General features: G+C 37.5%; 12 protein-coding genes. All 12 read left to right on the forward strand.

Features of this window, described 5'->3' with window-relative positions; all coding sequences use genetic code 11:
• Positions 1–60 precede the first annotated feature (60 nt).
• The 12 genes from fadH (at position 61) to QFZ28_RS13220 (ending at position 12669) form a co-directional block, all read left to right on the forward strand.
• Entirely contained in the window at positions 61–813 is a 753-nt protein-coding gene (fadH, locus tag QFZ28_RS13165; RefSeq protein WP_307195044.1) for a 2,4-dienoyl-CoA reductase, read from the forward strand.
• Between the two features lie 135 nt (positions 814–948).
• The gene (locus QFZ28_RS13170; RefSeq protein ID WP_307195045.1) at positions 949–1716 is read left to right on the forward strand and encodes an enoyl-CoA hydratase/isomerase family protein; all 768 of its coding nucleotides are present in this window, start codon (positions 949–951) and stop codon (positions 1714–1716) included.
• Positions 1717–1732: 16 nt separating this feature from the next.
• Positions 1733–2521 carry an enoyl-CoA hydratase/isomerase family protein gene (locus tag QFZ28_RS13175; RefSeq protein WP_307195046.1) on the forward strand — a complete coding sequence of 263 codons (789 nt, stop codon included), beginning with the start codon at positions 1733–1735 and terminating at the stop codon, positions 2519–2521.
• A 167-nt stretch (positions 2522–2688) separates the two neighbouring features.
• Entirely contained in the window at positions 2689–3720 is a 1032-nt protein-coding gene (locus QFZ28_RS13180; protein WP_307195047.1) for an AMP-binding protein, read from the forward strand.
• Complete coding sequence (locus QFZ28_RS13185) at positions 3717–4292, forward strand: AMP-binding enzyme (protein WP_307195048.1); 576 nt, start codon at positions 3717–3719, stop codon at positions 4290–4292. The genes QFZ28_RS13180 and QFZ28_RS13185 overlap by 4 nt, the downstream gene beginning before the upstream one ends.
• A 193-nt stretch (positions 4293–4485) precedes the next feature.
• Positions 4486–5565 (forward strand): TRAP transporter substrate-binding protein, encoded by a 1080-nt coding sequence (locus tag QFZ28_RS13190; RefSeq protein WP_307195049.1) that lies wholly within the window; start codon positions 4486–4488, stop codon positions 5563–5565.
• Positions 5566–5913: 348 nt separating this feature from the next.
• Entirely contained in the window at positions 5914–7065 is a 1152-nt protein-coding gene (locus QFZ28_RS13195) for a thiolase family protein (protein ID WP_307195050.1), read from the forward strand.
• 24 nt (positions 7066–7089) lie between these two features.
• The gene (locus QFZ28_RS13200; RefSeq protein WP_307195051.1) at positions 7090–7872 is read left to right on the forward strand and encodes a 3-hydroxyacyl-CoA dehydrogenase; all 783 of its coding nucleotides are present in this window, start codon (positions 7090–7092) and stop codon (positions 7870–7872) included.
• Between the two features lie 169 nt (positions 7873–8041).
• Complete coding sequence (locus QFZ28_RS13205) at positions 8042–9196, forward strand: acyl-CoA dehydrogenase family protein (RefSeq protein ID WP_307195052.1); 1155 nt, start codon at positions 8042–8044, stop codon at positions 9194–9196.
• Between the two features lie 105 nt (positions 9197–9301).
• Positions 9302–10822 (forward strand): class I adenylate-forming enzyme family protein, encoded by a 1521-nt coding sequence (locus tag QFZ28_RS13210; RefSeq protein ID WP_307195053.1) that lies wholly within the window; start codon positions 9302–9304, stop codon positions 10820–10822.
• 118 nt (positions 10823–10940) lie between these two features.
• Positions 10941–11660, forward strand: coding sequence for an RraA family protein (locus tag QFZ28_RS13215; protein ID WP_307195054.1), 720 nt, complete (start codon positions 10941–10943; stop codon positions 11658–11660).
• Entirely contained in the window at positions 11620–12669 is a 1050-nt protein-coding gene (locus QFZ28_RS13220) for an Ldh family oxidoreductase (protein WP_307195055.1), read from the forward strand. The genes QFZ28_RS13215 and QFZ28_RS13220 overlap by 41 nt, the downstream gene beginning before the upstream one ends.
• Positions 12670–12677 lie beyond the last annotated feature (8 nt).

Here is a 12677-nt window from a genome sequence, read left to right on the forward strand (position 1 = left end):
CATTCAGTTAAGTATGGAAAAATATTTTATCTTGAAAAAGTACATTAAGGAGGAACCAATTTGAAAGAGGAAGTTGTCATTGTAACAGGTGGAGGAAGTGGTTTAGGAAAAGGAATGGCAAAAAAATTTGCTTCAAAAGGTGCATATGTAGTAATAACGGGAAGAACATTAGAAAAGTTGAATAACACAAAAAATGAAATAGAAACATTTCAAAATCAAGTCTTATGTATACAAATGGATGTAAGGGATTACCATTCAGTTGAAAGGATGGTACAGGAAACAATTGAACGTTATGGAAAAGTAAACTATTTGGTGAATAATGCGGCTGGAAATTTTAAATGCCCTTCTGAAAAATTATCGATAAATGGATGGCATGCAGTTGTGGATATCGTATTAAATGGAACTTGGTATTGTACTCAAACTGTTGCAAAAGAATGGATTAATAAGAACCAGTCCGGTTCTATATTAAATATTTCAACAGCCTATGCTTGGACAGCTAATCCGGGTACGGTTCATTCTGCTGCAGCAAAAGCAGGTGTTCTCGCAATGACACGAACACTTGCTGTCGAATGGGGACAATATGGTATAAGGGTTAATGCCATCGCACCAGGACCAATTGAAGAAACTGGGGCAGCAGAATATTTATTTCCTTCGGAAGATGATAAGAAAAGATTATTAAAAGGTATACCTGCTAATCGGCTTGGAAAAATAGAAGAAGTTGCAAACCTCGCAAGCTATCTAATTTCTAATGAAGCCCAATATATAAACGGTGAATGTATCACGATTGACGGAGGGCAATGGTTAAAAAAGTAAGGGAGTCCTTTTCAATTTATTAGAGCAGGATAGGGAATAGTTTGCTAGGTCCAATTTAAAATTGATACATCCTAGCAGTAAAGAATTGAAATAAGAGAGTAGCAATACGCGAGCTGGGTGAAGGGAGAGAAGATTATGCATTATGCTTACAGAAATATTCGAGTGGAAAAGCCAATTTCAAATATTGCTGTTATGAGCTTTATTCGTCCTGAAAAACTGAATTCTTTGACCATTGGTGTTATTGATGACATGTTAGACTTTTTAACAAGGTTAGAGAATGATAGTGAAACTACTGTATTAGTTATGCGTGGAGAGGGAACTAGAGCGTATTGTAGCGGATTAGACTTTGACAATGTGTATCCATCTGAGGTGAAGGGAAATTCTACTTATTCTTATGAAATTCAAAAAAAGTTATCTCGGATTGTGCTTGCAATAAGAAATAATCCACAGATTTCGATTAACCTCTCATTTGGTTACAGTATAGGTAGTGGTTTTTTTACGGCAATGGCCTCTGATATAAGAATAATCGCAAGCAATGTGAAATTTTCAGTTCCATTAATAAAAATGGGGATGGGGGCTTGTGACATTGGTTCAAGTTATTTTCTATGCAGAGAACTTGGTGCAGGACCTGCTAGAGACTTACTTTTGACTGGAAGAATGCTAGAAGCCGAAGAAGCAATGCGTCTTGGATTTGCTTCTGAATGTGTTCCATTCGAAAGGCTTGATGAAATTGGGATGACTAAAGCAGAAGAAATTGCCCAGTTAGATCCCATCGCTCTAAAGTTTAGTAAGCAAGTGCTTAATTTTGCCGAAAATGCAAATAGCCTTGAAGATGTATTAATGTTTGAGAACAGAAACAATCAGCTGATTAGGATATACAAAGGTGAAAGAAAATCTATCTAGTATGGAGGGAATGGAAATGAGTTATAAATATCAAGATATCGAAATTAAAAATAAAGATGGTATATGTTTAATTACATTGAATAGACCAGATAGGAGAAATGCGATTGCGCCGAATATTAGAAAAGAATTAATAGATATTTTTAAAAGAATACAACATGACAATGAAATTAGTGTGGTAATTTTAACAGGTAAGGGGAATGCTTTTTCTGCGGGAGGAGACTTAAAGTATTTACAAACAATAGGTACATCAATAGAGGGTAGAAAAAGAATGAAAGACGGACAGGAACTACTCCTTGCAATGTTGGAATTAGATAAACCGATTATTGGAGCTGTAAATGGTGTGGCAGTGGGTGCAGGATTTAGCCTAGCATTAGCATGTGATATTATTATTGCGTCTGAATCTGCATTATTTTTTCAAAGTTTTACAAAAGTCGGTGCTGTACCGGATCTTGGGGGAGCCTATTTTCTTTCTCAACTGTTAGGACCCTATTTAGCAAAAAAAATAATGTTTTTGGGAGAGAAAATCTCCGTAAAGCAGGCTTTCGATTTGCACATAGTGAATAATATTTGTTCTGAAGAAAATTTAATGGAAGAAGCTTATTTAATCGCAAAACAACTGGCGAATGGCGCTGGTACTGCGATTGGATTGACGAAACAGTTGATAAATAAAAGTATAAATGGTTCCCTTCAAGAAGTTTTGGAATTAGAAGCTATCTATCAAGGAGTATGCTTTGAAACCGATGATTTCAAGGAAGGTGTATCTTCTTTCTTAGAAAAACGGTCACCGATTTTTTCAGGGAAATAAGGGATTGGTTCAACGGGGAATGGGTTCTATTTAAAACAATTACTGAATGATTGAGCACCATTATTAATTTGTCAGACCAAAGTCCAGTTTATTTTTGGGAAAAGTTGAAGCAGGTTCATAAGTGCGAATTAAATAGACTGTGGTATTTGTAAAAGGGGGAATAAAATATGGGCATTGAAGTCAAAAAATTAATAATACAGGAGAATACAGAGACAGTGCTTAATAAAATCCAAATACCTTCCATTTCTATATATAATATTTTCGAACGGTCAGCACAGGACTTTCCAGAACATATAGCCGTTATCAGTGGGGAAAAAGAAATTTCTTATTCTGAATTAAAGAACTTAGTTGATTGTTTCGGAGCGGCGTTATATTCTCGAGGGTTTAAGAAAGGTGAGAGATTCGGAATCATGCTGCCCAACTCCTTAGAATATTTAATTGCCTATTTTGCAATACAACGTCTAGGTGGAATTGTAGTCCAGGTGAATCCTATGTATAAGGCTTCTGAATTGAATCATATGTTGAGAGATTCTGAAGTTGCGTGGTTTATTTGTCGTCAGGAACAAATACAAAAGTTGGACAAGATTGGATTTGCTGATAATCTTAAAATCATTTTAACAAACCAAAGTGACGAAACACATGAAACCGTATATGGATTGATAAATGAAGGTCATCAAGAATTACCTCCATTAAATATAAACAGTAAGGATGATGTTGCAGTTATTCAGTATACAGGTGGGACGACTGGGAGATCTAAAGGAGTAATGCTTACTCATTATAATATTGTGGCTGATTTTCATCATCAAGATCCGACAAAGGCTGGTCTTTTATCCCCTGCCAATGAACGAATTCTGGGGATCGCACAATTGTTTCACGGTATGGGTATTTCAGGACTATTGCAGATAATAGGTATTGCTGGAACGTATATTCCTATTGAAAGGTTCCAGATTGACCAATTATTAGAACTGATTCGAAGATATCGTCCAACCATATTGTCAGCTGTTCCGACTATCTTTATTTCACTACTCAATCACCCTGATTTTTCTAAAAAGGATTTAACCTCGCTCAAATTTTGTGGTTCAGGGGCGGCTCCTGTTCCAAGCGAAGTTGTAAATGAATTCGAAAAATTATCTGGAGCTCGGATTGCTGAAGGCTATGGTTTATCAGAAGCTACCACAATGGTACCAGGAATCCAGTGATAGGTTTAAGAAAGCATGGTAGTGTAGGTATTCCAGTTCGAAACACAGAGGTGAGAATTGTCGATTTAAGCACAGGGACCAAAGAAATGCCACCTGGAGAACCAGGTGAGATCATTGTTAAAGGTCCTCAAGTTATGAAAGGATATTGGAAAAATCCAAAGGAAACTGCGAATGTTCTCCGAGATGGCTGGTTGTACACAGGGGATATTGGAACGATGGATGAAGATGGTTATATCTTTATTGTTGGCAGGAAAAAAGAAATGATTATAGCAGGTGGTTATAATATCTATCCGATTGAAATAGAAGAAGTAATCTATCAGCATTTTGCAGTAGCAGAAACTTGTGTATTTGGAGTTCCGGACAACTATAGAGGCGAGACAGTAAAGGCTGTAATTGTGCTAAAAAAAGAGATGAAGGTTACGGTGGAGGAGATTATTGAGTGGTGTAATGAACGGCTTGCCAGATATAAGGTTCCAAGGTTGATAGAATTCAGAGAATCATTACCAAAGACTGCTGTTGGAAAAATTCTTAGAAAAAGTTTAATAGATGAGGAAATAAAGAAATTGACTTGATTAATATAAGAATAATAATTGCGTAATTTAATTTAAGAGATTTTTTTTAGTTAATGGCGAGGAAGTATTGTATTAGATAACCGAAATATAGAAGAACTTGTGGTAAACTCTGGGCTTCTTATTTAAAAAAATTTAGTAAATTCAAAATAATTAGGAATTAACATTTAAATATTTCTTTTATGGAGGGTTATTCATGTGTATAAGAAGGTTAATTATTATTGGTGTTACTTTAAGTATTGTTTTATTTTTAGCAGCCTGTGGGGGAAAAGAGAATACAAATAGTACAGGTGGTGAATCTGGAAAAGGGGCAGAAGAAATAACGATGGTAGCAAACTTTCTTCATCCTAATAGTCACCATACAGTCGTTAATGCCTATAAGCCATGGGTAGAGTATGTAGAAGAAAAAACCAATGGACGAGTTAAAGTAGAATTGTATACAGGTGGAGCACTTGGAAGTTCTACAACTGTATTACAAGACGTCAGTGGCGGTGTATATGATTTTGGTGGTCCAATGACTCCAACATACCATTACGATACAGAAATTTTCCCGCTTACGATTGGCGATTTGCCATTTGCATTTTCTGATATAGAAAGTGCTGCAAATGTCATGGATCAATTTATTGAAAAACATGCACAAGAAACGTTTAAAGATATTGTGTATATGGGAGTAACAGCTAATGATCCATTTACTTTGATCTCAAGTAAACCAATCAATACGTTTGAACAAATGAAAGGGTTAAAAATAAAGGTGGGTGGAACAGTTGCTGGAGAACTTGCAAAAAGCTTAGGAAGTACCCCAGTTGCCATCGCATATGAAGACACATACGATGCCCTTCAAAAGGGAATTGTTGATGCTGCACTATTTCCTGGTACTGGCTCCATTTCAAACAGTTATTATGAAGTAGCTCCTTATATGACTAATATTCCTGCATACATGTCATATAATGTACCTGTAATGAATAGAGCTTTTTACGATAATCTTCCAGATGATTTGAAGAAATTATTTGAGGAAGATTTAGCTCCAAAACTGGTAGAGCTCTACGAAGACACCTATTTAGCAGAAATCGAAAAACTCGAAACTGAATGGATAGATGCCGGTGGAAATGAATTTATTAATTTACCCGAAGAGGAAATGAAAAAATTTAAAAGAACAGCAAAACCAATTTGGGACCAATGGGTTGAAGAAGCTAATAAGAGAGGCTACCCTGGTGAAGAAATGATGGAAGATTTTATAGAATTGATAGAGAGTGAGGGACTTGAGACCCCATTTTAATTAGTCACTTACTTAGTGAAAAGTGGGAGCAAAATAAAAATATAAAGTTTGAGGTAAGGTTTTCTTCTTTCTGTTTGGGAGAAGGGGGCCTGCCCTCTTTTGTTTGAAAAAAAGACATTTTGCGTGTATAGCAGACACACATTATTAAGACGATGTAGGTTTTTCGAACAATATTTAGGGAAAAGAGAAAAAGCCACACAGAGTGTTAGAAAATAGAATGCTAGAAATATACACATACAATGAAAATACTACTGGATTCAATTTCTAAGGAATGAAATGAATTATTGGCACAATAATTGCATTATTTAAAGTGTACAAAAATATATCCAGTTAATAGGGGGAATGAAAATGAGAGAAGTGGTTGTAGTCGATGCTATTCGTACTCCTGTTGGGAAGCGTAATGGTAGTTTAAGTTCCGTTCGTCCCGATGATATGGCAGCTCAAATCTTAAGGGGGTTAGTAATGCGTACCGGAATATCACCGGGATTGGTTGAAGATGTGATTTTAGGATGTGTCATGCAAGTCGAAGAACAAGCAATGAATATCGCACGTGTAGCTGCATTAATGGCAGACTTTCCAATTCATGTTCCTGGTACTACAGTTGATCGGCAATGCGGTTCAAGTCAGCAAGCTGTTCATTTTGCAGCTCAAGCAATAATGAGTGGAGATATGGATATTGTGATTGCAGGTGGAGTTGAAAGTATGTCTCGAATCCCGATGGGATCAACGAGAAAAAATACGACATGGAGTGAAAACTTAACATCACGGTATGAAATGAAAGGACAAGGGGTTGGAGCTGAATTAGTTTCTCAAAAATGGGGATTGAGCCGTAGCCAGCTCGATGAGTATTCATTGGAGAGCCATAGAAGAGCCATTCAAGCACAAAAAGAAGGACGGTTCGAAAGAGAGATTATGCCAATTGAAGTTACATTGGCGGATGGCTCCAAATCAATAATGACTCAGGATGAAGGTCCGCGTAAAAATACAACAATAGAAAAGTTAGGGTCACTAAAGACAGTTTTCAAGGAAGATGGTGTAATACATGCTGGGAATTCTAGCCAGATAAGTGATGGTGCTGCTGGTATTCTTTTGATGTCAAAAGAAAAAGCAATTGAACTAGGCTTAAAACCACGGTTTCGGATTATTGCTCGTTCGGTAGTTGGTTCGGATCCTACGTTGATGCTTACAGGCCCAATTGAAGCATCAAAACGGGTACTAAAAAAAGCTAAGCTTACAATAGATGATATGGATATCTATGAAGTCAATGAAGCGTTTGCACCTGTCCCCCTAAGCTGGTTAGAAGAATTGAAAGCAGATCCACAAAAACTAAATCCAAACGGGGGCGCAATTGCATTAGGACATCCGTTAGGGGCTAGTGGAGCGCGGTTAATGGTTACGCTCATGCACGAACTTGAAAGAACTAGGGGACAATATGGCCTTCAATCAATTTGTGAAGGCGGCGGCATGGCCAATGCGACAATTATCGAAAGAATCAATTAAATAAAGTAAAGGGAGGATACCTAAATGGAAATGAAAAATAATGTAGCAATTGTTACAGGAGGAAGTTCAGGGTTAGGTGAAGCCGCAGCTAAACATATTGTTGAAAAAGGTGGAAAAGTAGCGGTATTGGATTTAAATGAGGAGAAAGGTCTTGCCTTGGTAAAAGAACTGGGACAGGAAAATGCTCTATTTATAAAGACAGATGTCTCCAATGAATCAGAAGTTCAGACAGCTATTAATATTACGGTTGAAAAATTCGGGAAAATTACTACAGCAATAAATTGTGCAGGAAGAGGCGTAGGTAATCACCCTAAAAAGGTGATTAATAGAGGAAATGAACCACATGGCCTTGATACGTTTTCAAAAGTGATTCAAGTGAACCTTATTGGTACATTTAATGTGCTTCGCTTAGCAGCGCAGCAAATGGCAGAAAACACTCCTAACGAAAATGGCGAACGCGGAGTCATTATCAATACTTCATCCATAGCTGCTTACGAAGGTCAGATTGGTCAAGTAGCATACAGTGCTTCAAAAGGTGGAATTGTAGGCATGACATTACCAGTTGCCCGTGATTTAGCAAGGTATGGAATCCGTTGTGTGACGATTGCTCCAGGACTAATGGATACTCCTGCATTTGGTATGGTATCTGATGAAATAAGAACATCGCTAGAAAAAATGGTACCGTTTCCATCCCGCTTAGGTTACCCAAATGAATATGCAATGCTAGTACAGAGCATTATTGAAAATCCAATGCTGAATGGGGAAACAATCCGCCTAGATGGCGCTATACGAATGCAGCCGAAATAAAAGTATTGAAGGATAGCATACACTTATTAAAATATTATTTTGATAAGTGTATACTTCATGATTTATTAGATAAAAAGATTATTATACTTAAACTAGCTATTTACTATTAATTGAACGTATATGAACAACCACTTAAATAGCAGAGTAAAAAAATTGGAGGGATTTTTCAGTGGATAGAGCTTTTATGACGGCAGAACATGAAATTTATCGCAGTTCACTTAGGAGATTCTTGGAAAAGGAGGCGCTACCCTACTTCGATGAATGGGAAGAAACGCGAGAAGTCCCAAAATCCTTTTGGAAAAAGTTTGGGGAGCAGGGCTTTTTATGTCCATGGGTTGATGAAAGGTATGGTGGATTAAATGCTGACTTCGGCTATTCAGTGATCTTAACAGAGGAGCTTGAAAAAGTAGGGAGCGGTCTCGGAGGTCCACGACTTCATAATAATGTTGTTATGCCTTACATTGAAGCTTTCGGCACTCCTGAGCAAAAAGAAAAATGGTTACCCAGGAGTATTACGGGTGAGTTAATCTCCTCTATTGCTATGTCAGAACCAGGGGCTGGTTCGGATTTATCAGCCATAAAAACAACTGCTGTTAGAGATGGCGATCATTATGTAATAAATGGAGAAAAAACATTTATCAGTAACGGGATATCAACTAATTTTGTCATACTTGTCTGTAAAACAAACACAAAAGTAACCCCACCACATAAAGGGATTAGTCTAATTGTTGTTGATGCAATTGATGAAGACATCCCAGGTTTTAAAAAAGGAAAAAAGCTAAAAAAGGTAGGACAGCACAGCGCAGATACGGCTGAATTAATTTTCGAAGACGCAAGGGTTCCCGTCGGAAATCTTTTAGGAGAAGAAGGGCAAGGATTTTATTACTTAATGAAGAATTTGCAGCAAGAACGATTAATGATGGCGATTTCCGCCGTTACTTCAGGACAAAAAATGTTGGAGCTGACGATTAAGTATGTTAAGGAAAGAAAGGTTTTTGGCAAAGAAATAAGCAAATATCAAAATACCCAATTTAAACTTGCCGAAATGGCAACCCAGGTTGAAATTGCCAGAACCTTTGTCGATAATCTTATTGGCAAACATATGGAAGGGAAAAAGATCATTAAAGAGGTGTCAATGGCTAAGTGGTGGACAACGGAAATGGTGAAAAAAATGGTTGGGGATTGTATGCAGTTGCATGGTGGATATGGCTACATTGAGGAATATGAAATTGCAAGGATGTACCGGGATCTTGCGGTTACCACTATTTATGGAGGAACAAGTGAAATTATGAAAGTAATCATTGCTAAGGAATTAGGTCTTTAATCAATAATAGCTGGCAAACCAAGTATTTTTAAGGAAAAGTTTTTTACTTATATTTGTAGTAAATTGTTTAAAATAAATTTACCTTTTTTAGGAGGGAGTGCTTGAATGAATGTCGTTCATCTACTTATAAATAGTGCAGAGCGTTTTCCCGATAAAACAGCTGTCAAGTTTAAAAATAATGAATTGAGCTACCAAGAACTTCAAAATAAAGTCTTGAAGTTAGCAACTGGTCTAAGTGGTGTCGGAATTGGAAAAAACATGAATGTTGGCCTGATGATGCAAAATGGTTTTGAATATATCATCTCCTACTTTGCGATTCTTGCAGTGGGAGGCACTGTTGTTCCGATTAATCCGCAATTAAAAGAAAAAGAGTTAACTTATTTAATAAATGATTCGGAAGCAAAAGCACTTTTATTTGACGAGCTATCTTTAGAAACTGTTGATAATACGAAAACTGAGTTAATAACTGCGAATATACTTATCAAATTTCTTGGTCAAAATAACCCTTCTTGTGATTGGACAAAATTACTTGATAGCCCCCAACTAGATGAATATGAACTTGCTTTCTTAAAAGGGAATGATACAGCACAAATTATCTACACTTCCGGGACGACAGGCCGACCAAAGGGAGCAATGATCACCCATAACAATGTTTTGTGGATGGTAAAAGCTTTAGCAGATGTAAGAGAAACAAACGAAGGGGACCGTGTACTTGTTGTTGCCCCACTTTTTCATGCGTTTGCAAAAGTAGGAGGCTTTTTAGGCTCTTTTTACAAAGGTGCAACAATTATTCTTGAAGAACGATTTAACCCGGATAAAACGCTAGAGTTGATTGATTGCGAGAAAATAACTGTATTTAACGGGTTGCCTACAATGTTTGCTAAAATCATTCAATCTCCCAAATTAAAAGAATATAATTATTCCTCTCTACGTATTTTAGGTTCGGGAGGTGCAAGCATTCCTGGTGAGCTTCTTAAGAGAATAAAAGCTGATTTGGGTGTTGAAGTTCTTGAAGGGTACGGACAAACCGAATCTACTGTTTGCATAACGACTCAGCGGCCACGTGAAGTAAAGGTAGTCGGGTCTGTTGGAATCCCAATACCAGGAGTGGAACTTCGGATAGTGACCCCTGATAATCAGGATGTACCTCAAGGTGAAGTAGGAGAGATTATTTTTCGTGGTCCAAATGCATTCAAGGGATACTATAACAAGCCCGAAGCAACGGCTGAAACCATCTCCAATAGCTGGGTCTATTCAGGGGATTTAGGTTATCAGGACGAAAAAGGGAATTTGTTTATCGTTGACCGAAAAAAAGATATGATCATTCGAAGTGGATACAATGTGTTTCCGCGTGAAATTGAAGAATATCTTTATGCCCACCCAGCTATTCTTGAATGCGCGGTTATTGGGGAACCAGATGATATTGTAGGAGAAGAAATTGTTGCCTATGTCGTTACAAAAAATGAAATAACGGAAGAGGAACTTTCTTCTTATTGCAGAAAAAGTATGGCGAAATACAAAGTACCTAGAATTTTCCGGTTTATGGACGAACTCCCAAAAACGACAACAGGTAAAATTACGAAGGTTTCCTTAAGAAAAAATAAAACCTTAAACAAAACTAAATAAAATCCTTCTGCAGGTAAATGGGGATAAGGGGAAAGAGACTTTTCAGGAAACAAGTTATCGCTACTATATTCAGAATAGTATAAATTTATAGTTAACTAAAATTTTTGGGGTGTTGTAAGTGAGCAATGTTGGTTTTAGAATTTTCAAGGAAATACCTAGAATAGAAAGAAAGGAAGTGATAGAGGAGTTTCGGCAAATACCGACCTCAAATATTGCCGACATGATGGGACGGTTTGCATCCATTGGCGGGGAAATAAGAGCTTTTCATAATCAGGGATTGTTGATGGCAGGTCAAGCGTTTACCGTTCGAGTTTCTCCTGCTGATAATTTAATGATGCATATGGCATTGGAATTGGCTCAGCCTGGCCAGGTTGTCATTGTAGAAGCAGGTGGAGATGTTACCAATGCAATTACTGGTGAAATAATGTGCACCTATGCAAAGCAAAAGGGAATAGAAGGTTTTATTATTGACGGTGCCATCCGCGATCGAGCAGGTATTTTAGCATTGGATTTTCCAGTATATGCGAAAGGTCTACAGCCGAGAGGCCCGCACAAAGATGGTCCAGGGGAAGTGAATGTTCCAATCAGCTGTAATGGGGTTGTCATTCATCCCGGTGATATTGTAATTGGCGATGATGATGGTGTTGTCGTTATTCCTTTAGAAGAAGCAGAAGGGGTACTAATAAAAGCGAAAGAAAAGGTGGAACAAGAGCGTAAAATGATGGAATCCATCTATGCTGGGACATTAGATCAATCCTGGGTTTACAAGAAGATGGAAGAGAAGGGGTGTGATATTTATGATAAATATCCAAGCCGTAGAATTGGAGAATTACGTTAGGGAAATTTTTTTAGCAGTCGGTCTTAATCAAGAGGAAGCCATAGAAACAGCCAAACATTTAGTAACAGCTGATCTTAAGGGAGTAAGTTCACATGGTGTCCACCGCGTACCTATCTATGTAAAGCGTTTAAGGCTTAATGTCATTAGCAATAATTCTTCTATTCTAGTAGAAAGAGAAACACCGGTAAGTTTAAAGGTGAATGGCGGAAATGGGATAGGTCCGTATGTAGTACGCCAAGCGATAGAGTTAGGGATACAAAAGGCCAAGGATATAGGGATGTGTGCCGTTGCTATCCATCATTCCAACCATGCAGGTATACTGTCATACTACACTGAATTAGCTGTCAAGAACGATCTAATAGCGTTTGCAACAACGAACGCACCAGCTAATATGGCACCATTTGGAGGGAAGGAACGCTATTTTGGTACGAATCCTTTTTCTATTGGTGTGCCTGCAGGAAATGAACTGCCATATATTTTAGATATGGCTACTAGTGTTGTTGCTAAAGGGAAAATTATTAAAGCAATGAATGATAACAAATCGATACCGTTAGGCTGGGCTATTGATAAGGATGGCAATGATACTACGGATTCCAAAGCTGCATTTGATGGTTTAGTATTGCCATTAGGAGGAGCTAAGGGGTATGGATTGGCATTCATGGTGGATATATTTTCAGGGATATTAAGCGGCGCTAATTGGGGTCCACATATCAATGATTTATACAGTAATTTTGAAACTCCACAAAATCTTGGCCAATTCATTTGGTTGATGCGTCCGGATTTATTTATGGAAATGGAAGATTTTAAAGCGAGAATGGATCAAGCAATTAGGGAGATTAGGTCAGTAGAAAAGACTCCAAGTATAAGCCGTATTTACATCCCAGGCGAACTGGAACACGATCTTTATGTAAACAGAATGGAAGAGGGTATCCCTTTAGAAGATACAATATGGACTGAATTAAAGTTATTAGGTGATGAGTTGGGCTTAAATAAAAGTTATGTGATTTAGGTAAATAA

The sequence above is a fragment of the Neobacillus niacini genome (genome assembly GCF_030817695.1).
GTDB classification, from domain to species: Bacteria; Bacillota; Bacilli; order Bacillales; family Cytobacillaceae; genus Neobacillus; species Neobacillus niacini_F.